The 26,177-nt window shown below is 38.4% G+C and carries 29 protein-coding genes and 1 pseudogene; 10 read left to right on the forward strand and 20 right to left on the reverse strand.

Annotation, left to right across the window (positions count from 1 at the left end; translation table 11 throughout):
- Positions 1-105: 105 nt before the first annotated feature.
- From purH to ACLKL2_RS09490, 5 genes are all read right to left on the reverse strand, one after another.
- A complete protein-coding gene (purH, locus tag ACLKL2_RS09470; protein WP_413694199.1) occupies positions 106-1,698 on the reverse strand; it encodes a bifunctional phosphoribosylaminoimidazolecarboxamide formyltransferase/IMP cyclohydrolase in 1,593 nt (530 codons plus the stop codon).
- A 340-nt stretch (positions 1,699-2,038) separates the two neighbouring features.
- Positions 2,039-2,365 carry a GNAT family N-acetyltransferase gene (locus ACLKL2_RS09475; RefSeq protein WP_413694200.1) on the reverse strand — a complete coding sequence of 109 codons (327 nt, stop codon included), beginning with the start codon at positions 2,363-2,365 and terminating at the stop codon, positions 2,039-2,041.
- A 147-nt stretch (positions 2,366-2,512) separates the two neighbouring features.
- The gene (gene hemE / locus ACLKL2_RS09480; RefSeq protein WP_113820044.1) at positions 2,513-3,577 is read right to left on the reverse strand and encodes a uroporphyrinogen decarboxylase; all 1,065 of its coding nucleotides are present in this window, start codon (positions 3,575-3,577) and stop codon (positions 2,513-2,515) included.
- Between the two features lie 129 nt (positions 3,578-3,706).
- Positions 3,707-4,381, reverse strand: a complete 675-nt coding sequence (gene nudC, locus ACLKL2_RS09485) for an NAD(+) diphosphatase (RefSeq protein WP_413694292.1) — start codon at positions 4,379-4,381, stop codon at positions 3,707-3,709.
- Complete coding sequence (locus ACLKL2_RS09490) at positions 4,378-4,512, reverse strand: hypothetical protein (RefSeq protein ID WP_413694201.1); 135 nt, start codon at positions 4,510-4,512, stop codon at positions 4,378-4,380. Before ACLKL2_RS09490 ends, nudC begins: the two co-directional genes overlap by 4 nt.
- A gap of 282 nt (positions 4,513-4,794) precedes the next feature.
- Between ACLKL2_RS09490 and rsd the strand changes: the two genes are divergently transcribed.
- A complete protein-coding gene (rsd, locus tag ACLKL2_RS09495) occupies positions 4,795-5,268 on the forward strand; it encodes a sigma D regulator (RefSeq protein ID WP_113820046.1) in 474 nt (157 codons plus the stop codon).
- A 96-nt stretch (positions 5,269-5,364) separates the two neighbouring features.
- Here rsd and ACLKL2_RS09500 read toward each other — a convergent pair whose 3' ends face one another.
- From ACLKL2_RS09500 to ACLKL2_RS09510, 3 genes are all read right to left on the reverse strand, one after another.
- Positions 5,365-5,706: a DUF3802 family protein gene (locus ACLKL2_RS09500; RefSeq protein ID WP_113820047.1), complete on the reverse strand. Its 342-nt coding sequence runs from the start codon at positions 5,704-5,706 to the stop codon at positions 5,365-5,367.
- 72 nt (positions 5,707-5,778) lie between these two features.
- Positions 5,779-6,480, reverse strand: coding sequence for a peptidoglycan DD-metalloendopeptidase family protein (locus ACLKL2_RS09505; protein ID WP_413694293.1), 702 nt, complete (start codon positions 6,478-6,480; stop codon positions 5,779-5,781).
- A gap of 49 nt (positions 6,481-6,529) precedes the next feature.
- Entirely contained in the window at positions 6,530-6,934 is a 405-nt protein-coding gene (locus ACLKL2_RS09510; protein WP_413694202.1) for a LysM-like peptidoglycan-binding domain-containing protein, read from the reverse strand.
- A 420-nt stretch (positions 6,935-7,354) separates the two neighbouring features.
- Between ACLKL2_RS09510 and metK the strand changes: the two genes are divergently transcribed.
- Positions 7,355-8,503 carry a methionine adenosyltransferase gene (metK, locus tag ACLKL2_RS09515; RefSeq protein WP_113820049.1) on the forward strand — a complete coding sequence of 383 codons (1,149 nt, stop codon included), beginning with the start codon at positions 7,355-7,357 and terminating at the stop codon, positions 8,501-8,503.
- Positions 8,504-8,527: 24 nt separating this feature from the next.
- Positions 8,528-9,022: a SprT family zinc-dependent metalloprotease gene (locus tag ACLKL2_RS09520; protein WP_413694203.1), complete on the forward strand. Its 495-nt coding sequence runs from the start codon at positions 8,528-8,530 to the stop codon at positions 9,020-9,022.
- Positions 9,023-9,710: 688 nt separating this feature from the next.
- Here the strand turns inward: ACLKL2_RS09520 and ACLKL2_RS09525 are convergent.
- The 3 genes and pseudogenes from ACLKL2_RS09525 to ACLKL2_RS09535 all read right to left on the reverse strand — a co-directional run bounded on the left by ACLKL2_RS09525 (position 9,711) and on the right by ACLKL2_RS09535 (position 11,308).
- Positions 9,711-10,453 (reverse strand): annotated as a pseudogene (locus ACLKL2_RS09525) (RNA methyltransferase).
- An 11-nt stretch (positions 10,454-10,464) separates the two neighbouring features.
- Entirely contained in the window at positions 10,465-10,929 is a 465-nt protein-coding gene (rimI, locus tag ACLKL2_RS09530; RefSeq protein ID WP_413694204.1) for a ribosomal protein S18-alanine N-acetyltransferase, read from the reverse strand.
- Positions 10,913-11,308 (reverse strand): DNA polymerase III subunit psi, encoded by a 396-nt coding sequence (locus ACLKL2_RS09535; protein WP_413694205.1) that lies wholly within the window; start codon positions 11,306-11,308, stop codon positions 10,913-10,915. Before ACLKL2_RS09535 ends, rimI begins: the two co-directional genes overlap by 17 nt.
- 542 nt (positions 11,309-11,850) lie before the next feature.
- Here ACLKL2_RS09535 and ACLKL2_RS09540 point away from each other — a divergent pair.
- The 5 genes from ACLKL2_RS09540 to ACLKL2_RS09560 all read left to right on the forward strand — a co-directional run bounded on the left by ACLKL2_RS09540 (position 11,851) and on the right by ACLKL2_RS09560 (position 17,163).
- Complete coding sequence (locus tag ACLKL2_RS09540; protein WP_113820054.1) at positions 11,851-13,557, forward strand: dipeptide ABC transporter ATP-binding protein; 1,707 nt, start codon at positions 11,851-11,853, stop codon at positions 13,555-13,557.
- A gap of 60 nt (positions 13,558-13,617) precedes the next feature.
- Positions 13,618-15,168, forward strand: a complete 1,551-nt coding sequence (locus tag ACLKL2_RS09545; protein WP_413694206.1) for an ABC transporter substrate-binding protein — start codon at positions 13,618-13,620, stop codon at positions 15,166-15,168.
- Positions 15,169-15,237: 69 nt separating this feature from the next.
- Positions 15,238-16,215: an ABC transporter permease gene (locus ACLKL2_RS09550; RefSeq protein WP_113820056.1), complete on the forward strand. Its 978-nt coding sequence runs from the start codon at positions 15,238-15,240 to the stop codon at positions 16,213-16,215.
- Between the two features lies 1 nt (position 16,216).
- On the forward strand, positions 16,217-16,396 hold the full coding sequence (locus ACLKL2_RS09555; protein ID WP_413694207.1) for a hypothetical protein: 180 nt from the start codon (positions 16,217-16,219) through the stop codon (positions 16,394-16,396).
- Between the two features lie 14 nt (positions 16,397-16,410).
- Positions 16,411-17,163, forward strand: a complete 753-nt coding sequence (locus ACLKL2_RS09560; protein WP_413694208.1) for an ABC transporter permease — start codon at positions 16,411-16,413, stop codon at positions 17,161-17,163.
- A 69-nt stretch (positions 17,164-17,232) separates the two neighbouring features.
- Here the strand turns inward: ACLKL2_RS09560 and ACLKL2_RS09565 are convergent, their stop codons facing one another.
- Complete coding sequence (locus ACLKL2_RS09565) at positions 17,233-17,529, reverse strand: Fis family transcriptional regulator (RefSeq protein ID WP_113820058.1); 297 nt, start codon at positions 17,527-17,529, stop codon at positions 17,233-17,235.
- 123 nt (positions 17,530-17,652) lie between these two features.
- Between ACLKL2_RS09565 and ACLKL2_RS09570 the strand changes: the two genes are divergently transcribed.
- Positions 17,653-17,811, forward strand: coding sequence for a hypothetical protein (locus tag ACLKL2_RS09570; RefSeq protein WP_181817772.1), 159 nt, complete (start codon positions 17,653-17,655; stop codon positions 17,809-17,811).
- Between the two features lie 7 nt (positions 17,812-17,818).
- Here ACLKL2_RS09570 and ACLKL2_RS09575 read toward each other — a convergent pair whose 3' ends face one another.
- Complete coding sequence (locus tag ACLKL2_RS09575; RefSeq protein ID WP_413694209.1) at positions 17,819-18,652, reverse strand: ion transporter; 834 nt, start codon at positions 18,650-18,652, stop codon at positions 17,819-17,821.
- Positions 18,653-18,716: 64 nt separating this feature from the next.
- Positions 18,717-19,667: a YeiH family protein gene (locus tag ACLKL2_RS09580; protein WP_413694210.1), complete on the reverse strand. Its 951-nt coding sequence runs from the start codon at positions 19,665-19,667 to the stop codon at positions 18,717-18,719.
- A gap of 130 nt (positions 19,668-19,797) precedes the next feature.
- Between ACLKL2_RS09580 and ACLKL2_RS09585 the strand changes: the two genes are divergently transcribed.
- Positions 19,798-20,238, forward strand: a complete 441-nt coding sequence (locus tag ACLKL2_RS09585; protein ID WP_113820061.1) for a dCMP deaminase family protein — start codon at positions 19,798-19,800, stop codon at positions 20,236-20,238.
- A gap of 1,355 nt (positions 20,239-21,593) precedes the next feature.
- Here the strand turns inward: ACLKL2_RS09585 and ACLKL2_RS09590 are convergent.
- The 6 genes from ACLKL2_RS09590 to ureC all read right to left on the reverse strand — a co-directional run bounded on the left by ACLKL2_RS09590 (position 21,594) and on the right by ureC (position 26,175).
- Positions 21,594-21,800 (reverse strand): cold-shock protein, encoded by a 207-nt coding sequence (locus ACLKL2_RS09590; RefSeq protein ID WP_113817810.1) that lies wholly within the window; start codon positions 21,798-21,800, stop codon positions 21,594-21,596.
- Between the two features lie 259 nt (positions 21,801-22,059).
- Complete coding sequence (locus ACLKL2_RS09595; RefSeq protein ID WP_413694211.1) at positions 22,060-22,269, reverse strand: hypothetical protein; 210 nt, start codon at positions 22,267-22,269, stop codon at positions 22,060-22,062.
- 30 nt (positions 22,270-22,299) lie between these two features.
- Positions 22,300-22,911, reverse strand: a complete 612-nt coding sequence (ureG, locus tag ACLKL2_RS09600) for an urease accessory protein UreG (RefSeq protein WP_113817808.1) — start codon at positions 22,909-22,911, stop codon at positions 22,300-22,302.
- Between the two features lie 57 nt (positions 22,912-22,968).
- Positions 22,969-23,664: an urease accessory protein UreF gene (locus ACLKL2_RS09605; protein WP_413694212.1), complete on the reverse strand. Its 696-nt coding sequence runs from the start codon at positions 23,662-23,664 to the stop codon at positions 22,969-22,971.
- Positions 23,654-24,136 carry an urease accessory protein UreE gene (gene ureE, locus ACLKL2_RS09610; protein ID WP_413694213.1) on the reverse strand — a complete coding sequence of 161 codons (483 nt, stop codon included), beginning with the start codon at positions 24,134-24,136 and terminating at the stop codon, positions 23,654-23,656. Before ureE ends, ACLKL2_RS09605 begins: the two co-directional genes overlap by 11 nt.
- Before the next feature lie 335 nt (positions 24,137-24,471).
- Positions 24,472-26,175, reverse strand: a complete 1,704-nt coding sequence (gene ureC / locus ACLKL2_RS09615) for an urease subunit alpha (protein WP_413694214.1) — start codon at positions 26,173-26,175, stop codon at positions 24,472-24,474.
- Positions 26,176-26,177 lie beyond the last annotated feature (2 nt).

The raw sequence follows: 26,177 nt of genomic DNA on the forward strand, positions 1-26,177 counted from the left end.
TATATCAACATCTGTTAGTTCGAAGTCAAGGAAAAGGCGCGGAGCTTGCAACTGCAAGTGAGCACCTTTGACGCAGAGACGAATCTACAAACTAAGATATAAAGATTAATGGCGGAAGTGACGCATTCCTGTGAATACCATTGCCATGTTGTGCTCATCAGCAGCCGCGATCACTTCGTCATCACGCATAGAACCACCAGGTTGAATCACACAGCTAATACCCGCTTCAGCAGCGGCATCAATACCGTCACGGAATGGGAAGAATGCATCAGAGGCCATTACAGAACCTTCTACAACTAAATTTTCATCTGCTGCTTTAATACCTGCAATTTTAGCACTGTAAACACGGCTCATTTGACCTGCGCCTACACCTACTGTTGTACTGTTTTTAACGTATACAATAGCGTTTGATTTAACAAATTTAGCTACTTTCCAGCTAAACAGTAAATCACTCATTTCTGATTCTGTTGGTTGACGTTTAGATACCACTTTCAGGTCGTCTATACCTACCATGCCTTGGTCGCGATCTTGTACTAATAAACCACCGTTAACACGTTTGATGTCAAACTCAGTCGTTTGCGTAGCCCATTCACCACACTCTAATAAACGTAGATTCTTTTTCGTCGCAACGATTTCTGCAGCTTCTTTGCTAACAGAAGGTGCGATAATCACCTCAACAAATTGACGAGAAGTAATTGCTTCAGCTGTTACTGCATCTAGCTCGCGGTTAAACGCGATAATGCCACCAAATGCTGATGTAGGGTCTGTTTTGTAAGCACCTTCATAAGCATCAAGAATAGTGCCTGCAACAGCAACACCACATGGGTTTGCATGTTTAACGATCACACAAGCTGGCTCAGAGAATTCTTTAACACATTCTAACGCAGCATCAGTATCTGCAATGTTGTTGTAAGATAATGCTTTACCTTGTAACTGTGTCGCCGTTGAAACAGAGGCTTCTTGAATGTTATTTTCAACATAGAAAGCTGCTGCTTGATGAGAGTTTTCACCGTAGCGCATATCTTGTTTTTTCTGGAATTGAGCGTTGAACGTACGTGGGAATTTAGATTCCTCATCGCCTTCATTATTCTCGCCGTAAGTTGGAACCATAGTACCGAAGTAGTTAGCAATCATACCGTCGTATTGCGCAGTGTGCTCATAAGCAGCAATCGCTAAATCAAAACGTGTTTTGTAAACTAAGCTTCCATCATTTTCATTCATTTCAGATAGAATGCGACCGTAGTCAGAAGCGTTTACAACAATAGCAACATCTTTATGATTTTTTGCAGCAGCACGTACCATAGTTGGTCCGCCGATATCGATGTTTTCGATTGCGTCTTCTAACTTACAGTCTGGGTTTGCTACTGTTGCTGCGAATGGGTATAAGTTAACTACTACCATATCAATCGCTTGAATGTCATTGCTTGCCATAATATCTTCATCGATACCGCGACGAGCAAGAATGCCACCGTGAATTTTAGGATGTAAAGTTTTAACACGTCCGTCCATCATTTCTGGAAAACCAGTGTAATCAGAAACTTCTGTCACTTTAATATTATTTTCTGCAAGTAATTTACAGGTACCGCCCGTTGATAAAATATCAACCCCTTTGTCGGCTAATTCACGTGCAAATCCTACAATACCAGTTTTATCAGAAACACTGATCAGTGCTCGTTTAATCGTTCGGCTATTTTCCATTATCTTTCACATTCCTCGGTTAATGTTTTCATCGGTGAAACATTCAATTGATTGGTTTTTCCAAAAAGTTGAACTTGCGCGCATTCTACCCGAATCAGAAGCATTTTATTCACTTTGTTAAATAAAAAGAAAAAAATATCGGAATTGTCTCGAGTAACCATAAAAGTAGATTAGGATCCAATCGTATAGAGGTAGCTAGCGATACCACGACAGGTTACTTCTTTAGTTTTTTGAAAGTTTAATGCACTCATTAATTGCATATTTGGATGGTTTTTTTGCGATATGACGGTTTGTAAGCCAGGTAATTGATATAAGGAGATTAATTGTTCAACCAACAAAGTTAAAGTAGGCAGTAGATCTTGATGTTCATGAAAGTCAGGTAATAAACGCAGAATAAAGAGGGTTCAATTTGTTGATCAACAAAGCAGTCCTGTAAACCAGTGCAACCAATCACAAGCCCACTTTTAACACATTGTATTGCATACATTTTATGCTTTTTATTATTAAGTAATGTATCAAAACAATCACTGGCTTGTTGTTCAGATAACACGCCAGTGATACTGTATTTCATACACAATGGATGCTGTACCAATTGTACAAAGTCTTGTTTGTCTTCGGCGGTAAAAGGACGAACGCTGAGTTGCTGATGTTCAATAAACAAAGACATATTAACCTCATCGATAACAAATGAGACTTCATCATATCGTTCAAAAAATAAACAGCTAACGCTAGTGGGTTAAAAATGAGAGATCAATACAAAATAAAAAACATGCCGAAGCATGTTTTATAAGGTCAATCTACACAGCGTTTATGCTTACTGATGGTAAGGTGCGCTTAACTCATGTACCGCATCAACAAACACTTTGGCATTTTCTGGCGGTACATCTAAATGAATACCGTGACCTAAATTAAACACATGTCCAGTCCCTTTACCGTAACCTTCCAAGATGGTCGCCACCTCTTCACGAATACGCTCAGGTGATGCATATAACATGGATGGATCCATATTACCTTGAAGCGCAACACGTGAGCCGACACGTGCTCTTGCTTCTTTAATATCGATAGTCCAATCTAAACCTATACCATCACAGCCTGTATCAGCGATCTTCTCGATCCATTGACCACCATTCTTAGTAAATAGAGTAACAGGTACTTTCTGTCCTTCATGGTTACGGATTAAACCATCAACAATTTTATGCATATATTGTAATGAGAAATCTTGGTAATCACGTGGCGATAAAATACCACCCCAAGTATCAAACACCATAACCGACTGTGCGCCCGCTTTAATTTGTGCATTAAGGTAGCTGACCACTGAATCTGCTAACTTATCTAATAAAGTATGTAATATTTGTGGCTCAGCAAAAGCCATCTTTTTAATTTTAGTGAAGAATTTTGAACCGCTGCCTTCAATCATATAAGTCGCTAATGTCCAAGGGCTACCTGAGAAACCAATTAATGGCACTTCACCTTTTAAGTCGCGACGAATGGTACGAACTGCATTCATTACATATTGAAGCTCACCTTCAGGATCCGGCATGATTAAGTTATCAACATCTTTTTTACAGCGAATAGGACGCTCAAATTTAGGCCCTTCTCCTTCCGAGAAATATAAACCTAAGCCCATAGCATCTGGGATAGTTAAAATATCGGAAAACAAAATAGCGGCATCAAGGTCAAAACGACGGAGCGGTTGTAACGTTACTTCACAGGCGAGATCAGCACTACGACATAGCGACATAAAGTCACCAGCTTGCGCACGAGTCGCTTTATATTCAGGTAGATAGCGTCCAGCTTGACGCATCATCCAGACAGGCGTTTTATCTACTTGTTTCTTTAATAAAGCACGAAGATAGCGATCGTTTTTTAAATCTGTCATTAGTAACCTTTTCTATTTTAGCTATTGATAGCTTTTACACGGCAATTATTAATTATTGATAGAATATACCTTTTTACATTTCAAAAATGAATTTGGTATTACCTATCACTTCGATACCTAAGCCCTAGCTTAACGACATCGCTTTATTGTTTTCTCAATTAATTTTCGCGCAATTGTGCCATGCTTTGGAACGATTGGTAAGTTATCAATATCATACCAATTGGCTTCTACTAACTCATGTGGATCAACTACTATCTCGCCAGAAGCATAATCAGCGATAAAGCCCATCATTAATGAATGAGGAAATGGCCAAGGTTGACTGCTTACATATTGAATGTTTTTCACCTTTAATCCAACTTCTTCAAAGACCTCTCGCTCTACACAAGCCTCTAGGCTTTCCCCTGCTTCAGTAAACCCAGCCAAAGTGGTATAAACAGGGTAATTATCTTTATGGTGACGACTATGTAATGCTAATAATATTTTTTTCTTATGACGAATAGCGACAATGATACAAGGCGATACTCGAGGGTAAGCACGATGTTGACAGTGATAACACTTCATTGCAATTTCCCAATCAATGGGATTCATTTTTTGCCCACATTGCCCACAAAATTGATGGGTTTTATAAAACAGGCTAATTTGGAAGGCACGCCCTGCCATATCAAAAAACAGATCCTCAACACGGCCTAATAAAGAACGTAGACCGACATATTCTCCGATCCCAACATCAAGGGGTTCTGGTAAATCGACAAGATAACAAGGCTGCTCTTTGTACTGACCTAATAATCGTTTATTTTCAGTTATACCATCGGGAAAAGGTAATTCACTGACGCACCCAAAGGGATGAAATCACCTTTATCTAGGGCAACTAACTTACCTTGCGATAAGATAAACCACCATGCGCTCTCATCTTCTTTTGTATTCACTTCTGCCATAAATCTACTCTTGTTAAAATCCATCAACATAATGCAACATAGCATAGTCATTAAACAAGTCTGCGCAATACCAATTTGTTAGCAAAAAACATCAAATAAATGTAGCCATCACTCTCAATATAGGCAATGATAGAAGCACCTATAAATAAATATTTTTTGCCCTTTTACATTGGGCAGAAGTTCACAGTAATTAGTCAGTGGGTTGTGTAAACTGAATGGCGATTAATATTCAGTTGTTTATTAACCTAAGTCATTGATGACGATTCGCTTACAGGAGGTTTTATGCTTAACAAACTAAAACAAGCAAAAGAAGAATGGGGTGGCACACTGTCTATCTTAGATAACTGGTTGGATGAACGACAGATACTGGTTATTTTATATTGTAAACTAGCAGGCTTACCTCCTTACCAACAAGAGAAACGCTGCTTACCAGAACAAGCGGTTATTACTGAGTTTTGCCAAGTATTATTAGACTATGCTTCCACTGGTCATTTTGAAATTTATGAGCAAATCATTGAAAAATCCAAGTTGGATGGTGAAGAGAATCTAAAAATAGCGCAAGAGCTTTACGCTAAAATAAACAGTACAACGGATACTGCTCTCAACTTTAATGATACCTATGCAGAAAATGCTTCGGATCAGACTTTATTGAACTTTGATCATGACCTTTCAGAGTTAGGGCAAGTGATGGAAAGTCGGTTTGAACGTGAAGATAAGCTATTAGAGGTTGTACACTTACACCACACCTTTGCATGATAGTACTGTTCAAGATTATCTATTCTATTAAGTATCAATTAAGCTAAAAGCCTCGTTTTAGCTTGATTGATTATCAACTTAACTGTCTTATATTTTTTATAAATAAGGTACTTGAGAATCCAAACTGTTTTTAACTAACAGAAAATATTCTTTAATAAACTCTATTTGCTCCTGAGTTGCTCTATGCTCCCAACACTTCCCTAGTATTTGCTCGATATCTTCAACTAGCTTATCTCCTTCTGCCACCACCATTAAACGGGTTTCATTGCTTAATTGCGATTGTTGCTGGCAAAAAGTCATCAGCAATTGTGAAGCTTGGTCTAAGACAATATCTGCAATTACCTCACCACTGGCTGGTTTAGCGCTATCTTCAAATATACTTAAATTATCAGCAAAATAACCGATGCATGCATCATAGGCATCACTTTTTAATAACATAACTTCTGTTCTCTAGTTGATACTTATCATGCTTAATAAGGCATTCACCTATTAAGCATGATATAAATTTAATTACAGCTCACCCATTTCACGTAACGATAAATCACGACGTTTATTAAAGGCTTTACGCTCTTTTTCAGGTACCTTTTGTGATAGCGGTAAATTCACCTTCATTGCATCAACAGGTTTATTGTAAACATGGAACTCATAATGCAGATGTGCACCCGTTGAACGGCCTGTATTACCAGATTTAGCAATCAGTTTACCCATCTCTACACGCTGCCCTTTACGCACTAATATTTTACTTAGGTGTAAGAAACGTGTGGTGTATTTACGGCCATGTTTAATCACAATGTAGTTACCAGCTGCAGGGTGGTAACCAGCTCGAACTACAACACCATCACCCGTTGCATAAACATTAGTCCCAACAGGGACTGCAAAGTCAGTTCCGTTATGTGGGCTAATACGCTTAGTAATTGGGTGTAATCGACGCGGGTTGAAGCGAGAACTAATTCTTGGGTGCCCATTAACTGGGTAACGACGGTAAGCTTTAGTTAAACCTTTTCCATCTTTATCGTAATAACGACCGTCTTCATTTAAGAAGGCGGTGTAGTTACGCGACTTTGTTTTAATGATGACCGCCAACACCTCACTATCAAAACTATAAGCGCCTTCAATATATTGTTTAGCGACTAACACATGAAAGGTATCACCCGCACGTAATTGACGGTTGAAATCAAATTGGTCCTGTAACGCACCGGAAATTTGCTGAATTTGGCTAGCCGATAATCCACTTTTTTTGCACTAACGTAAAAGCTGCCAGTCACACTGCCCTGGTAGAAGCTATTACGCCATTCGCCCTTTTTATATCTAACTTTGATGCATAAGCACCATCCTTTAATACAAAACTCAAAGTATTTGCGCGATCAATAATAACCTTTAACGCTAATAACTGATTATCAGGGCTAATTAATAGTTGTACTTCTTGGCCTGGTAATAAATTCGCTAAACGAAGATATTCCGTATCGGCTTCTAGCAACTCTTGCAACACAGCCGCAGATATCCCCTCATCGGAAAAAATCTCACTCAGTGTGTCACCTGCTGAAATGGTTTTTTGAACTTCTCGGTTACCAGAGAACTCAGGAAATAACTTATCAGCAGCAGGAGTAACCGTATCAAGAGGCTCTGCAAGGGCAAGGTCCGCTTTAGTAGTTTCACTGGTTGGCAAGACTAACTCACGCTTAATTTTTTTATTTTTATCCCCATGAGCGGGAATTAAACTGATGATAAGTAAGAAAAGAAATAGCGAAATAACTATCCAAAAATGCAGACGAGGCAAGTTATTAATGAAGAAAAGCGCTTTTTAAACATGATTTTACATTGAAGCAATAAAGGCATAAACGATCTCGATTAGACAGGAAAAAACATAACCGCAAAATTTAAATGGTTGCGAGTATAACCCATAGAAAAGCTATGTTTAAGACAAATAAACAGCAATTTTATTGTCCTACGACTATTAAAGTAAGAAAACAGTTCTCAGTAAATTAAAAATAATAGGGTGTTATCCGTCACAAAAAAATGTATTATAGACGTCTAGATGTAAAAACATCCAAATTATTTTAATTTAAATAGCCGAATAGGAGTTCACATGTCACGTGACTTATTTACTTCAGAATCAGTTTCTGAAGGTCATCCAGATAAAATCGCCGATCAAATTTCTGATGCGGTACTTGATGCCATTTTAGAACAAGATACTAAAGCACGTGTTGCTTGTGAAACCTATGTAAAAACAGGCATGGTTATGGTTGGTGGTGAAATCACTACTGATGCATGGGTAGACATCGAAGAGATCACACGTAAAACAGTACGTGACATTGGTTACACTAGCTCAGAAATGGGTTTTGATGCTGACTCTTGTGCAGTACTAAACGTAGTAGGTAAACAATCTCCAGACATCAACCAAGGTGTTGACCGTTCTGATCCACGTGAACAAGGTGCCGGTGACCAAGGTTTAATGTTTGGTTATGCAACTAACGAAACTGAAGTTTACATGCCTGCTCCAGTAACTTACGCACACCGCCTTGTTAAAAAACAAGCTGAAGTACGTAAAAGCGGTCAATTAGACTGGTTACGTCCAGATGCAAAAAGCCAAGTCACTTTTGCTTATGACCAAGGTAAGATTGTAGGTATCGATGCTGTTGTTTTATCAACACAACACCGTGAAGATATTAAACAATCTGACTTAGTTGAAGCAGTAATGGAAGAGATCATCAAGCCAGTGTTACCTGCAGAACTATTATCTGAACGTACTAAATTCCATATCAACCCAACTGGCCGTTTTGTTATCGGTGGTCCAGTAGGTGATTGTGGTTTAACTGGCCGTAAAATCATTGTTGATACATACGGTGGTACAGCACGTCACGGTGGTGGTGCATTCTCTGGTAAAGATCCATCAAAAGTTGACCGTAGTGCAGCATACGCAGCACGTTATGTAGCAAAAAACATTGTTGCTGCCGGTCTAGCTGACCGTTGCGAAATCCAAGTATCTTATGCAATCGGTGTTGCTGAACCAACATCAATCAGCGTTGAAACATTCGGTACTGAAAAAGTAGCAAAAGGTTTAATCGTTAGCCTAGTAAGCGAACACTTTGACCTACGCCCTTACGGTTTAATCGAGATGTTAGACCTAATTAAACCTATCTACCAAGAGACGGCTGCTTATGGTCACTTTGGTCGCGAGCAATTCCCTTGGGAATCTCTAGATAAAGTAGAAGCATTAAAAGCAGCGGCATTTTAATCTCAGTTTAAATACTCTAGACTAATGCTTACGTTTGAAGATAAAAAAGCACTCGCAGCAAAAGGTGAAGACTGTTTCATCCTAGCCGAGTGCTTTTTTGATCGCCACTTCCCTCGACCTACCTATTACTTTAATCAACGGGGACGAAGTGCAGGTACTGCTCATCTACAAAAGAACATCATAAAGTTTAATCCAATACTCTATTCACAAAATAAACAGATATTCATTGAACAAGTGGTTGCCCATGAAATAGCGCACCTACTCACTTATCAAATGTTTGGCAAAGTAAGGCCTCATGGTAAAGAGTGGCAAGCGATTATGACACAGGTATTTAAAGTACCAGCTTCGACAACTCATCAATTAGATGTCTCCGATGTCGAGGGTAAGTTATTTACCTATCGTTGTGATTGTTCTGAGCATCAACTGACTATTCGTCGGCATAATAAAATTAAAAAAGGCACCACCTATTTATGTCGACAATGTAAATCAGCATTAGTGTTCGTAGAAGTGAATAGTTAAAGCAGTGTATAAAATATAAGATAGTGCTCAATGTGGGATTAATATTGCAGACTACTCAACCCCCGCCTTTATAGGCTGCAATATTAATTTTACCAATTCACCGATGGGTGGCTTATCCCATGGTGTAGATAAACTTTCATGGAAAAGCTTATCTATCTTACTAAGCCTTGTATTGTGCGATACACGACTTATTTACAACCTATACCAATATTGTGCGTTATCAGCATAAGTCAGCGTTATAGAAAGCATAAAGAATAGGACGATTCTTATACTCTCGACAGAAACAACGGGTTTACCACCTATTAATGACTTACTCCATTTTATGTTTCATTTTCTGGACGGGAAAACTAGTTCATAAATTCAATCAAATTAATAGCCGCTATCTCTGCTAACAACCAAATGATAATAGATATCATTATTATCTGTCAACCAGTAAAATCAATAATTTTTAAAATAAAATAAAAAGGCCTATAGCCTAAGGTGAGAGCGAGTTATTAACTATTCTTAGTGTAGGTATTAAAGAGATTTAATTAGCAAAATAGATAATCAGTATCTTATTGTTTTGTTTGGTTTTTATTCAGAAAGCTTTATTAGAGGTGTTTGAATTGAGTTAATAAATTAACATTAAGCATAAAAAATCCGATACAAAGATCGGATTTTAGAAAAGTAAAAATTGTTAACTAGCTCACTATCTTTTGAAGTTATCCAAAATAATACCTGTTGCCATCGCTACATTCAGAGATTCTGCCAGCCCAAAATTAGGAATAGTAATTTTATCGGTAATTAATTTACCCACCGCATCTGAAATACCATGCGATTCGCTTCCCATAACAATTAATGCACTACTCGGTAATTTACATTTGTGAATATTTTCGCCTTCTAAAAAAGCACCAAAAATAGGTTTGTCTTGCGAACTTAAATATTCAGTAAGATCCGCGTGACTCACTTGCACACGAGCAAAAGAGCCCATGGTGGCAGCAATCACCTTTGGATTGTAAAGGTCAGCGCAGTCTGGGCTGCATACAACATGTTTAATGCCATACCAATCAGCAACACGAATGATTGTGCCTAAATTACCTGGATCTCCTACTTGGTCTAATACCAGTACTAATCCTGCTTGTTGCTGTTCAGGTGTGCTAAACACTTTGCATTTAACGACAGCAATCACACTGTTATTGGTTTTTAAGGTACCCGCCTTTTGTAACTCTGCTTCACTACTTTCAATCGTTTTTGCAATTAATTGATGTTCAGTGAGCTGTTTAGCTTGTTTGTTAATGTACTCGGTTGTTGCAAATAAATTAACGATTTCAAAATCCGATTGAAATAGTTCACCCACATTTTTTCACCTTGAACAAGAAATAAGCCTAATTTTTTACGCTGTTTTTTAAGCTCTAAAGAGTGAATAAGTTTTAACTGATTTTTAGAAATCATGATTTTTCCAATTATAAATAACAACACATAATAATCGCATCTTCTCGACCATTATCTGTAGGATAATAAGCAGGACGAATATCAACGTCTACAAACCCTAATCTTTGATAGAGCTTAATAGCAGCTTGATTAGAGGCTCTCACTTCTAGCCAAATTTCTTGCTGTGCAAGATCTGTCGCAAAGCCTTGCAAATAAGTTAACAAATGTTGACCTAACCCTTTGCCTTGCTGTTCAGGAGCAATGGCAATATTCAATAACGTCACTTCACCAGCCACATAACTAGCGATAAAGTAACCTACTATTTGACCATTTAAGAGTAAAATATGGTTAATATAACGCTTTCCAAAATTGCTCATAAACAATTTTTCAGACCAAGGGTGGCTGTGCGCAGCTGATTCAATCGTTAATACATTAGGTAAATCATTAATCGCCATACTGATAATGGACAGTTTTTCTTGATTATTGTTGGTAGGCACAGAACTGCTTCCAAAGTGTTTGTTTTGCATGATGTTGCTCAGCAAGAATTGCCAAGGCAGGTGAATGTAATAGCTGATGAGCAGGAGCGACCTCAAGTTGACCAATGGTCGACCATATCAAAGTAGGTAACTCTCCCTGCTGATTTTCAAATTGCGCTAAAGAGCAGTAAGTCACTTTATCTTTATCAATTTCAAAGGCATTGAGAATAGCTTGCATCAATGGATGCTGCTTATCTTCTTTGGTACACACCACCAATAATTCGCATTGCGATAGATTTAACTGTTTATGGACTTCTTCAGCTTTAAATAACGCAGGTTTTCTTACTTGCCAATGAGTAATTCCCATCTCCTGTAAAAAAACTGCTTGTTGGTGTTTCATAATCAGCCTGACATCAAAAATAGAAGCGCTAATATAACATTGATTAATAATGGATCGAAGTATTAGGCAAAAACTAACCCTGTTATATGTTCAAAAAATAAAGGCATCGTTATTCCTACTGACACTTCTATTAGATTTATGACTATGGCATCAAAAAACTAGCTGTAATAGTCAACATTGTACATCAACAAGTTGACCATTTAATCAGCTTTGTGCTAATTATAGTCGCCTTTGCGTTCATTAACTTAAGCAAAGTTGCACCAGTTTTTAATCTATATCAAGGCTGATAATGATTAAGATTGCTTAAATAAGTTACTTTTGGTTACTTAATATTCAATAAAAATGCTGTTATTTTGAAGTATACGACACAAATTGTATTTAACAATTGTGGACATAGGTCACATAAATTAATGTGATCCATTAAGTATTTATGACAGTAAGTCGCCCGAAGGAAGCAAGAGATGCGAGTTATGTCACAAAAAAATCAATTTACTCAATCGTTTTTAAAGCCTAAATCCTTAAAAACTATAAGGGATTATTAAATGTCATTATTAGAAGTTAGCAACCTACGTATTGAGTACCCATCTCGATTTGGCGTACATGCAGCCGTAAAGTCACTGTCATTCTCAATTAACCGCGGAGAGATAGTCGGTGTGGTAGGTGAGTCTGGCGCAGGTAAATCTACCGTAGGGAATGCGATTATCGATTTGCTTAGTCCTCCTGGAGTGATCGCAGCCGGTGATGTGTTTTTAGATGGTCAAAAGATCTCAGGTTTAACATTGGATGAGATGCGTAAAGTACGAGGTAATAAAATCGGCTTTATCTTCCAAGATCCAATGACCTCATTAAATCCACTATTTACTGTTGAGCAACAACTTTTAGAAACCATTCATGCCAACCTTGATGTTTCACAAAGTGACGCATTAGCACGAGCGGTTAATCTCATGCAGCAAGTCGGCATTCCCGAGCCAGAAGTACGTATTAAACAATACCCTCATCAATTCTCTGGCGGCATGCGTCAACGTGTGGTTATTGCTATTGCCCTTGCAGGTGAACCTGATTTAATCATTGCCGATGAGCCAACCACTGCCTTAGATGTATCGATTCAGGATCAGATATTAACCTTGATTCGTAATTTATGTGTCGAGAAGAATGTCGGTTGTATGCTAGTGACACACGATATGGGTGTGGTTTCAAACGTCACTGACAAAGTGGCAGTTATGTATCGCGGTGACCTTGTTGAGTTTGGTGAAACGAGTAAAGTACTTAGCAATCCAGACCACGAATACACACGCAGTCTTATTTCAGCAGTACCACGCTCAGATAGAAAGCTAGATAGATTCCCGCTAGTAAGTTACATCGAAGAAGCACATGAGCTACAAACCTTAGACATCAAAAATCATTGGTTAGGACAAAGTGAGCAACAGCGCGACTATCAAGGCCCACTATTAAATGTTGAAAACGTTAGTTTACGTTTTGTCACTAAAGATTCATTTTTTGAAAGTAAACGTGAATATGTGCAAGCCAACAAAAATGTTAGCTTTAGCATAAATGAAGGTGAAACTTTTGGTTTAGTAGGTGAATCAGGCTCAGGTAAGTCAACGATTGCTCGTGTTATTACCGGTTTATATCCGCCCAATGAAGGTAAAATCACCTTTGAAGGCATTGACTTAACAGCGATAAAATCAGAACGTGAGCGACGCCCTTTTCGCCGACAAATGCAGATGGTATTCCAAAATCCGTATACCTCTATGAACCCACGTATGAAAATTTATGACATTATTGCCGAGCCAATTCGCTTTCATAAACTAGCTTCCTCTGAATCGCAAATTCAACAAATTGTATTCGATCTTCTAGACCATGTTGGTTTGGGCAAAATGGCTGGTGTTAAATATCCGCATGAGTTTTCTGGCGGTCAACGCCAACGTATCTCTATTGCTCGCGCACTAGCAACTCGACCTCGCTTATTAATTTGCGATGAACCAACATCAGCATTGGACGTATCAGTTCAAGCACAAATTCTAAATCTGTTAAAAGATTTACAGGATGAGCTAAATTTAACCATGTTATTTATTAGCCATGATTTACCAGTAATACGCCAAGTTTGCGACCGTATTGGGGTAATGCAACAAGGGCAATTATTAGAAGTGAATGAGAGTGAGCAATTATTTACTCACCCTCAACATGCTTACAGCAAGCATTTAATTTCTTTAATGCCTGAATTTAAAGGGTTACGGAACAGTCTCTAATGCCGTTTCACGATTAGAACATAAACGTTACATAAGTATTTTTCATACAAGGAGTTTTAAATGAAGTTTCTAAAAACAAAATTAGCCGTTGCTTTACTTGCTACCGGTTTAAGCTTTGCAGCATCAGCCGCAGATATCACTGTCGCTTACGACTCAGACCCAGTCACATTGGATCCACATGAGCAACTGTCTGGTGGTGTGTTACAGATGTCGCACATGCTGTTTGATCCACTTGTGCGCTTCACTAAAAGCTATGATTTTGAGCCTCGTTTAGCAGAGAAATGGGAACGAGTTGATGATACAACTTTCCGTTTCACACTACGTCAAGGTGTGAAGTTTCATTCAGGCAATACCATGACTGCCGATGACGTGGTGTGGACCTTCAATCGTTTAAAAGAATCACAAGATTTTAAAGCTGTATTCTCTCCTTACGAGAAACTGGTTAAAGTTGATGATTACACAGTTGAACTAGTCTCTTATGAACCTTACCCATTAGTTTTACAAACAGCTACTTACCTATTCCCAATGGACAGCAAGTTCTACTCGGGTGACATGGATGGTAAAGACAAATCTGAAATCGTTAAACACGGTAACTCGTTTGCTTCTACGCACGTATCAGGTACAGGTCCATTTACGATTGAGTCACGTGAACAAGGCGTGAAAATTGTCTTTGATCGTTTTGATGACTACTGGGATAAACAATCTCCAGGTAACGTAGATAAATTAACATTAGTGCCAATCAAAGAGAATGCAACACGTGTTGCTGCATTACTTTCTGGTGATGTTGATATGATCTACCCAGTTGCACCTAATGATCAAAAACGTGTAATTGACACTAAAAACATTGATTTAACGACAGTTGCTGGTACGCGTATCATTACCCTTCAAATGAACCAAAACTCTAACGAAGCATTAAAAGATGTACGTGTTCGTCAAGCAATTGTGTACGCGATTAACAATGAAGCAATTGTTAAAAAAATCATGAAAGGTTTTGCCACAACAGCTGGCCAACAAGGTCCTGAAGGTTATGCCGGTTACGACGCTGACTTAGTACCACGTTACGACTTGAAAAAAGCCAAAGCATTAATGAAAGAAGCTGGCTATGAAGATGGCTTTAAACTTTCAATGATGGCGCCAAACAACCGTTACGTGAACGATGCTCAAATCGCGCAAGCTGCTGCTTCTATGCTCGCTAAAATTGGTATCACTGTTGACCTAAAAACCATGCCTAAAGCACAATACTGGCCTGAATTTGATAAGTGTTCAGCAGATATGATGATGATCGGTTGGCATTCAGATACCGAAGATTCAGCTAACTTCTCTGAGTTCTTAACTATGACGCGTGATGCAGAAACGGGTAAAGGCGCTTACAACTGCGGCCATTACTCAAATCCAAAAGTTGATCAGCTAGTGAACCAATCTAACGCTGAAACAGACCCAGCTAAACGTGCTGAGATGTTAAAAGAAGTTGAAGATATCTTGTATAACGAAGCTGCATTCGTGCCGCTACATTGGCAGAACTTAGCTTGGGGTGCAAAATCTAACTTAAACCTTTCACCTGTTGTGAATGCAATGAACTTCCCATACCTTGGGGATCTTGTTGTTAAATAAACAACTTTTATCATCATAATAAAACGACCCAGCCCTTGGGTCGTTATTAACTTTATAGGAAACAACTCCATGTTTACCTTTTTGGTCCAGCGAATTTTTCAGGCATTAATCGTAATGTTTGTGATCAGCCTAGTCGCATTTGCAATCCAAGATAACTTAGGCGATCCACTTCGAGAAATGGTAGGCCAATCCGTATCTGAAGCAGAACGACAAGTGTTACGTGATGACTTGGGATTAAACGACCCTTACATCACTAAGTACTCTCGTTTTATTAGCAATGCAGTACAAGGCGATTTAGGCGACTCTTATTTCTTTAAGCGCCCTGCTGTTGAAGTCATATTAGATAAATTAGAAGCCACACTAGAATTAGTGTTCGGCGCTTCTATTATTATTGTATTAGTCTCAATTCCACTCGGCGTTTATTCCGCCATCAACCCCAAAAGCCTATGGACTAAGGCGATCATGGCATTTAGTAGCATTGGTATCTCTATTCCAGTGTTTTTAACCGCGATTATTTTAATGTATGTGTTTGCCATTGAGCTGCAATGGTTACCCTCCTATGGTCGAGGTGAAACGCTTAATGTATTAGGCTGGGAAACCGGTTATTTAACCAAAGATGGGTTATTGCATCTCGTATTACCTTGTATCTCACTTGCCTCTATTATGTTGCCTTTGTTTATTCGTTTAGTTCGCTCTGAAATGCTTGAAGCATTGAGTTCTGAATATGTGAAATTTGCGACGGCTAAGGGTCTAGCGATGAACAAAATCTATTACCAACATGCGCTTAAAAATACCATGTTACCGGTGTTAACTGTAGGTGGTGTACAAATTGGTACTATGGTCGCTTACACCATATTAACGGAAACAGTTTTTCAATGGCCGGGCACAGGTTTCCTATTTTTAGAAGCAATTAACCGTGTTGATACGCCACTAATTACCGCTTACGTTATCTTTGTTGGGCTTATTTTTGTGGTGACCAATACTATTGTTGATCTGTTATACGGTGTAGTGAACCCAACCGTTAACATTACAGGGAAAGGCGCATAATATGTCTAACATCATTGAAGAGATCCAAGCTCCATCTCGTTTACAACGTTTTAAAGATTCTGATTTTATCTATCACTTTAAACGCGATAAAGTAGCGATGTTTAGCTTTGCAGTATTTTTAGCTTTTTTATTGCCGCGTTATTTGCGCCAATTATTTCTCCCACTAACCCTTATGATTTAACTTCTATCGATTTAATGGACTCTGAGTTACCACCTTCATGGTTAGAAGAGGGTGAAGCACGTTTTTTATTAGGGACTGATGACCAAGGTCGAGATATTCTATCCACCATTCTTTATGGTTCGCGATTATCATTAACAATTGGCTTCCTAGCGGTGGCTGTACAGTTAGTGTTTGGTATCGTGATTGGTTTGTCAGCGGGTTATTTTGGTGGTCGTGTCGATAGCTTATTGATGCGAGTTGCGGATATACAACTATCTTTTTCTACCATGATGGTGGCGATCATTATCACCGCAATTTTTAAAGCTAGCTTTGGTGCTGAATTCTTTGCGGAATACGCCGTGGTTATGTTGGTGGTGATTATCGGTGTCGCGGAATGGCCGCAATATGCACGTACTATTCGCGCCTCTGTATTAGCTGAGAAAAAGAAAGAGTATGTAGAAGCAGCACAGGTAATGGGCTTTAAGTCGATGCGCATTATGTTCCGTCACATTCTGCCAAACTGTCTATCACCTATCTTAGTGATTTCAACAGTACAAGTGGCCAATGCGATTATGTCTGAAGCGGCGTTATCTTTCTTAGGATTAGGTTTACCGGTTGATCAACCTTCATTAGGAGCCCTGATCAGCATTGGTTTTAAATACATCTTCTCCGGTGCGTGGTGGATCACTATCTTCCCAGGCATTGTATTAATCAGCTTAGTGCTAGTCATCAACTTACTAGGGGACTGGCTACGTGATGTGTTTAATCCGAAAGTTTACAAAGGTTAATCGCGTTAGATATTAGTACAAAAAACGCTTAAATAGCCCAATAGATTTACACTCTATTGGGCTATTTTTTTATGCTTCTACCATCCATTTAATCTGTTTATTTTGATCTTCAATTTTAATATTTACGTCGCCTAGTTTTTTAACAATCAACTTTTTCAATAAAGTACCTTGACCAGACTCAATCAGTTCATCAATATGTTTTTGGGTAGCGAAAGCACAGGTCACCACTAAAGACTTTGGGAAGCTATCGAACTTAACCGTATGCGTTACCCATTGATATCCATTGATATCTTCCAATGCAAACTCACAGACTTCAGTTAAAGTTTTACGTAATTGGTTCTCTATTTTTTTATCACTTTTCTTCATTTGAAACTCTTACTTGTTGGCAGTTAAAGGCAAATCGCTATTAGTTAGAAGATTTATTTATTATCGCTTTTAACGGCAGTTGTGAATAATAGGCTTTTTCATTCTCACTGATAGGAGATACAAGTGAAAGCACCCATTATGATTAGTTTGGTTATGTTATCCTTGATCATAGCAGTATTAACTCATGGCATCATTGCCGCTGCTTTTTCATTATTAGCTTTTGCCCTGCTATTTTATTTTGTGGCGACGCAACAACCTACTGCTAAGCCACCACAAGAATAATCACAGGCTAGGTTTTCTGTTTCAATAACGCCTTAATTTCCGCCAGTTCCTGCTGTAAATCAGCTATAGTTGGTTGATTCGCTTTATCACTTTCTAAGTCTGCTTCTAACTGTCTTTCTTGCTCTAACACATTCACCACAATACCAATTACCATGTTTAAAAAAGCAAAAGCAGTAAAGAAGATAAAGGTTAAATAAAAGCTCCATGATAACGGGTAGACAGCCATGGTTTCATACATCACATCCGTCCAATCCTCAAAGGTCATCACCCGGAATAAAGTTAACAAGCTCACCGCGATATCACCCCATAAGGTTGGGTTAATAGTGGCAAAGAAAGTAGTACCAATAGCCGCATAAATATAGAAGATAATAAACATCAGTAACATCACATAACCTAACTGCGGTAATGCTTTAATTAATGAGTTAATCAGGATACGTAACTCAGGAATGATAGACACCATACGTAATACACGGAAGATACGAACCAAGCGCCCTAAGACTGCTAATTCACTGTCTTCGATAGGGATTAAACTGACCAGTACGATAAAGGTATCAAAGACATTCCAGGCATTAAAAAAGAAGCGTTTTTTATTCGGCTCACCAATAAAACGAATAATGATTTCAGCTAAAAAGATAACGGTAATCGCTACATCTAATACCGATAAAACTTGCAAGGTAGTTGCAGAGACTTGATAGCTATTTGCGCCAATCATCAATGCAGAAAAGATGATGATAGCAATCACAAACAACTCAAAAACTTTGTTGTTACGGATTTCATAAAAGCGGCGCTCTAAACCACTTAATTCGGGTTTGCTAGAATGGTTTTGATCGATATTTGTCATGAGTTAAGCCCTAAAAAATAATTAGGGCTAGCATAAAAGGAATCAGATAAAGAGTCTAGGCATATTATGCCATGATAAATTGAATATACGCTAACACAACAGATGCCACCGCCACCCATAATAAAACACCTAATAGCATAGGTTTATAACCCGCATTTTTAATAGTGTTTACCGTGATACCACAACCAATTAAGAATAAACAAACCACCAATAAACGTTTACTGATAAAAAACACCTCTTGGTATGCCCCATGAAATTGCGGTAAAAAGTGCGCAATGGCGATAGCAATACAGTAATACACAATAAACATAGGCACTGACACCTTCTTGCTATCACCTTTAAAGATAAAAGCACTGATAAAAGCAACAGGTACTATCCATAAAGCACGTGCTAACTTCACCGTTGTAGCTATTTCTAAGGCTTCATCACCATAGGCAGAAGCCGCGCCCACTACAGATGATGTATCATGTATGGCAATAGCACTCCACAAGCCAAAGTTGTATTGGCTCATTCCTAAAGCATGACCCACCAGTGGAAATACAAATAACGCAATACTATTTAAAATGAACACAGTCGCTAATGCGTGAGAGGTTTGCTCGCTATTTGCTTGAATAGCAGGCGCAACAGCAGCAATCGCGCTACCACCACAAATTGCCGTGCCTGAAGAGACTAAATGTCCTGTTTTGGCATCCATCTTAAAGGCTTTTGTTAACAGGGTACCAATCAACAGGGTACAGAAAATAGAGCCTACAATTAAACCGATATTACCAGAGCTCGCTTGTACTGCTTGGTCAACATTAATACCAAAACCTAAGCCAACAATTGAGATAGCTAATAGTTTTTTAGTCAGTTGAGCTATATTGATTTGCGTAGGCACTAAACCTAGTGTCGCTAGGGTGAAACCCAATACTAAAGCGATCGGAGAGGAGATAATAGGAGACAGGCATAATGCCCCAACAACAGCAAAGAGAATAATATGTTTATTACATTGTATTTTGCTAATATCACTAATCATTATTACCTCCTAATGTGAATGGCAGATAATATAAAAACACCATGATTAAGTATATTCGAAAGAATTTAATCAAAGGTTAATAAAAATTGAACGAAGACAATAACCTACCGGTATAAGGATTAACTTGAATATGATTTCTAAATGGGCACCTCGATTCATACAGATGGCAGAATTAGTCGCATCTTGGAGTAAAGATCCTTCCACACAAGTTGGCGCAGTGATCACCGAACGAAATCGCATCGTGTCATTAGGCTTTAATGGTTACCCTCAAGGTATTTCTGATAGTGCAGGAACAGACCAACGTGAAATTAAACTACTTAAAACCCTACACGCTGAAGAAAATGCAATTCTCTATGCTAAACGCGACTTAAATGGCTGTGAAATCTGGGTGACTCATTTTCCCTGCCCTAATTGTGCCGCTAAAATAATCCAAACAGGTATTAAGGCCGTACATTGCCCAGCACAAAGTGAAGACTTTTTATCACGCTGGGGTGATAAAATTAAACTCAGCGAAGATATGTTTAATCAATCAGGTGTTGCCGTCGATTGGTTACCCTTAGATGAGATATAAAGGTAGTGTTTGATCTTTATGATGCTCTTAAAAGAGCATCATGTTATACCAATTGTATTAAATAACTGATCTAAATTTTGCGCCGGAAAAATGGCTTAGTTTGAGGCGTAAGTTGATGTAAATGGTTGTTCCCTATACGAAACTTACAACGAAAAAATAAGTTGTTTTAACAAGTAAAATAGATCAGTTACTTACTATGATTGGTATTAATCATATCAATCAACAAGTCATAACCAAAAATTATCGCTTCTTATGAAAGGGATAAATTTACAGCATGATTTGTTTAAATAAAATGCAAATATTACTAGTATTATATATTTAGATCACTTATGATGACGTTCGCTCTGAAATTAAAGCGTTATTAATGTCACAATAAAGTCCAAGATATCCTCTGCTACATCGTTCTCGTTGTCCTTAGTATTTCCCTCAGCTTGATAAAAACCATTCAATAATCCCAAATTCAGTGCATGCAATTTTGCAATTAACTTTTCGTTTGTACGCTAATAAATTAAGTACAGTAACGATTTTTAGCCCAATGACTTATCAATAAAGTAATTGGTATTAACACCATAAGGAAAATATATGGCTCGTTCTACAGGTAGAAAAAGATTTTGGTTCCAACTTAACAAAGATGAAAACCAACAAGTAATAAAAGAGAAAGAAGTAGCAGCACAAAATTAAGCAATATAATAAAGACTTAACAAGAGCAGATTAGCCCCGCTCGGTTAACATCAAACTGATTAAAGAATATCAGTTGAAGCAATAGTTTAAACATGCAAATAGTATAAGGTGCCTCTAACCTTATCAGCTTTCTCAAAAGCACTTATCAAGTTATTACTTAATAAGACTCGCACCACTCATAAGGTGCAAAAATTAATGTGCTGCTTTTATCTGAAGTAGCACAATAAGACCTCCCTTAAAAAGTTAAAAACACCGCTTCATAACGTAAACAACTTTATTGTTAAAACACACCACATCTATTATCTAGTTTCTATGAAAAGCGCTATCTAATACCAATTGTATTAAATAACTGATCTAAATTTTGCGCCGGAAAAATGGCTTAGTTTGAGGCGTAAGTTGATGTAAATGGTTGTTCCCTATACGAAACTTACAACGAAAAAATAAGTTGTTTTAACAAGTAAAATAGATCAGTTACTTACTATGATTGGTATAACTTATGTACACGTTTTATTATCATCCATAAACACGCGCATAAACTAATTTCGTCGCACCGACAGTGATTCACCTTGTGCTGCCTTTTTTAAAAGGCAAAAAAAATGGTAAACCCTTGCGGATTTACCATTTTTTTTATAACAGTTAGCAGCTAATTTTAGCGGCTAAAATATCTCAGCAACTTAAAGTGCTACGATACCTTCAGCTTGAGGACCTTTAGGACCTTGGCTTACTGTGAATTCTACTTTTTGGCCTTCAGCTAAAGTTTTGAAACCTTCGCTTACGATTGCACTGAAGTGTGCGAATACGTCTGGACCAGCAGCTTGCTCGATGAAACCAAAACCTTTAGATTCGTTGAACCATTTAACTGTACCTTGAACTTTAGACATAATAATTATCCTGTTTGTATATTTGAAAACTGCCTTTAATAGGCTTGCGTAGCGTAAATTAGGCTGGAACTTAAAAACTGCAAACGAGGTATTATAACTAAAACAACGAAATGGAGAATGTAAACAATAGGCTTTATTTCTGCTGACCTTCATAGTATCTGAACCCTGCGTTAAGTCAACAAATGATTAGTTTAATTACGTTAAAAACATCCATAATCGATGAAGAAGTAGCAGAAACAGTGAAACTGCTAGCTTAACGCTAACAGTCACTATTTTTTCTCTTAAATTTTATCGTTTTGCTTTTTTTGTTCTTAAAGTAGCTTATCGCTTTCACGATAACAACAGCAAATAATAACCAAAAAACAGCATGGTAAAGCATATGTAATGCCCCATCACCTAACGCATGATCTGCGTGTGCAAAGGCTTGAGAAGTCAGTAATAAGCTGAAGATAAACGTTAAAAATTTCATGTTTTTTCCTTGTTAGATTTAAAAAGCAGGCTATTTCAGCATGCCCTGTGTTTCAATAAAGTCGATAATATCATTTAAACCTTGCTGTGTTTTCATATTACTAAAAATAAAAGGCTTATCACCGCGCATTTTCTTCGCATCGCGATCCATCACTTCCAATGAAGCACCTACTAACTCTGCTACATCTATTTTATTAATAATTAATAGATCCGACTTAGTAATACCTGGGCCACCTTTACGTGGAATTTTATCACCCGCAGACACATCAATAACGTATAAGGTTAAGTCTGATAACTCAGGGCTAAAAGTGGCACTCAAATTATCGCCACCGCTTTCTACTAAGACAAAGTCTAAATCAGGATGACGCGCATGAAGTTCATCAATGGCCGCGAGATTCATCGAAGCATCTTCTCGAATAGCTGTATGCGGACAACCACCCGTTTCAACTCCCATGATACGATCTGCCGTTAGCGCATCATTTCGCGTTAAAAATTGTGCATCTTCATGAGTATAAATATCGTTTGTCACGACGGCCATTTCATATTTATCACGCAGTGCTAAACATAATTGGCTCAATAAAGCCGTTTTCCCTGAGCCAACTGGGCCGCCCACACCGATACGTAATAACTGTTTTTTTCTCATTCTATGTCTCTCATATTTTTGAAAATAATGTGTATAAACTTAAATTGTTATCTGATGTTAGGAACGAAATAAGCGTGTATATTGCGTTTCATGCCACGCACTGGCCATCGCTAATCGTGGCAAACTTGCACCAATATCGGCCTCATCAATTTGATTGGCGATACTGATAGCCCCTGCCACTTTATCGCTTAATTCAAACAGTAAATTTTGTGCTTGAGTCTGTCCTAAAGGCACTAATTTAGTCGCTGCAGCGACTTGATTATCTAGGTATGTCCAACAATAGCCACTTTGCGCAGAAATTAAATCTAGCTGGAAAAGATAAGCCGCAATCGCAAATACGCTCACAAAACTATGCTCTGATTGCTTGAATAGTGGGTTGTAAGGTTCACTATCAACAGTATCAAGTTGCTTTAATAAACGTATCAATGCTTTACCCATTGCCAGATCGGCTAGGCGTAACTCACTGCTTTCACGACAAGCAATTAAGTGTTGGTTATATCGCTCAAAGCTGACAAAATCATTGTTTGCTAAGGCTTGGTAAAGTCGTTTAAACAGCGCGAGATCAGTACGAGCAATAGATTCATTGAGGTTTAACTCAATCCATTCAAAAGTCGTTTTTTGATTGTTTACCCATTGCATCTCAATAGCGTATTCCAACCCTTGTGAAAATGAAAAGCCTCCCACAGGTAAATTAGCACTGCATAATTGTAATAATCGATTCAGTTTAATCGGGTTTGCCATATTAATGTTCATGATGATGCCCAGCATGTTCATGAGAATGGCTATGCGTATGACCACTTCGCTTACCATAAGCACCATTTTCAGGAGAAAAAACAGCAGGTGCTTTATCTATACTTAGACCATATTGTTCAGCAAGCTCCTCTAATACGTGATCTGGTTTAAAACGTACCCACAACTCTCCAACTTGCAAGGTAGTATGGCGATTGCCCAAGTGATAACAGACTTTACTAAAGGTTAACCAATCTTTAGCAATAGCAGTTGAAACGGCCTCTGCTTGCCCTTTTACTTCAATCAATAAACCACACTCTGTTTTTAAAATTTCACCGACTAACAAAGGATGACCACGCTCTACAAAAATACCGATATCAGCGCCTTTATCTGTGACCCCTTTAATGCGCGACTTTTTACGCGTGTCATGATCCAATGTAATCGAATCATTTATTGGATCATGAGTATGATCCAATCTTTCAAATACTTGTAACATTATGTATCTCTTTTTCTATTTCGCTAAAACCAATGAAATAACTTTTATTCTGCTTACTCTATTTACACAGTAGGAGAGCTTTAGGCAAAGCCGTCAAACTTTTATTTGATGAGCATATGTCCCATATGTGATTTAAAATAAAAGTGCAGACAATGCCGTATAAAGTTCATCTATCTCATGAAACTCACTAGCCTTTCAAATAACCCATTATTTGTGCAAAGTAGATGGGCTTTAGACAAAGCCGTCAAACTTTTATTTGATGAGCATATGTCCCATATGTGATTCAAAATAAAAGTGCAGACAATGCCGTATAAAGTTCATCTAAGCAGCACAAATTAGAACAGAGTGTAACGCTGTGCTAATGGCAACTCAGTCGCAGGCTCACAGGTTAATAACTCTCCGTTTGCTCGTACTTCATAAGTTTGCGAGTCAACTTCGATATGCGGCATCCAATCATTATGGATCATGTCTTTTTTGCCAACATTTCTCGTATTTTTACATACACCCACTAAACGCGTCATACCCGCGGCCTCCGGAACATTCTTGTCAACGGCTGCTTGCGATAAAAAAGTCATTGATGTTTTAGCTGCTGCGCTACCAAATGACCCAAACATTGGACGGTAATAAACCGGCTGAGGTGTTGGAATTGAAGCGTTTGCATCGCCCATTGGCGCGGCAGCAATAAAACCTGACTTGATGATCATTGAAGGCTTAATCCCAAAGAATGCTGGCTTCCACAATACTAAATCAGCCATTTTACCTACTTCAATTGACCCAACTTCATGGCTAACACCATGACTAATAGCTGGATTAATCGTGTATTTAGCGATGTATCGTTTAGCACGAAAGTTATCATTTCGTTCTGTATCCAGGGCTAATGGACCACGTTGTTGCTTCATTTTATGCGCAGTTTGCCAGGTCCGCGTAATCATCTCACCCACACGTCCCATCGCTTGAGAGTCAGAGGAGATCATACTAATCGCCCCTAAATCATGCATGATATCTTCTGCTGCGATACTTTCTTTACGAATACGAGAATCAGCAAAAGCAATATCTTCTGGAATAGAAGGGTTTAAGTGATGACAAACCATCAACATATCTAAATGCTCATCAATGGTATTCACCGTATAAGGTCTTGTTGGATTGGTTGACGAAGGTAATACATTAGGCTCACCACAAGCGCGGATAATGTCTGGCGAATGACCGCCACCAGCCCCTTCTGTATGGTAAGTGTGAATAGTACGACCTTTAAATGCCCCCAGTGTATCTTCTAAAAAACCTGACTCATTCAAGGTATCAGTATGAATAGCGACTTGTACGTCGTATTTTTCAGCAACTGATAAACAATTATCAATAGCTGCAGGTGTTGTGCCCCAATCCTCATGTAGTTTTAAACCACATACACCTGCTTCAATTTGTTCTTCGATGGCTTTTGGTAAACTGACGTTTCCTTTACCTAGAAAACCAAAATTCATTGCAAAGTCATTGGTTGCTTGTAGCATTTTATGGATATTCCAAGGTCCTGGCGTACAGGTTGTTGCTTTAGTACCTGTTGCAGGTCCAGTGCCACCACCAATCATGGTGGTCACACCTGACATTTGTGCTTCTTCAATCTGTTGCGGGCAAATAAAGTGAATATGTGCATCGATTCCACCAGCCGTAAGAATTTGACCTTCTCCAGCAATAACTTCAGTACCCGCTCCTATTTCGATATCAATATTGTCTTGAATATCTGGGTTACCCGCTTTACCGATAATAGCAATGCGTCCATCTTTCACACCCACATCGGCTTTTACTATGCCCCAATGATCTAAAATGAGGGCATTAGTAATGACAAGGTCAACGGTTTCAGCGCAAGATGCTTGGCTTTGTCCCATGCCATCTCGAATTACTTTACCGCCACCAAAGGTGACCTCTTCACCATACTCAGTAAAATCCTTTTCGACTTCAATCCATAAGTCTGTATCAGCTAGACGAACACGGTCACCGACCGTAGGACCAAACATATGCGCATAAGCATGTTTATCAATCGTTGCCATGA

It is taken from the genome of Psychromonas sp. KJ10-2, assembly GCF_047323255.1.
Classification (GTDB): Bacteria; Pseudomonadota; Gammaproteobacteria; order Enterobacterales; family Psychromonadaceae; genus Psychromonas.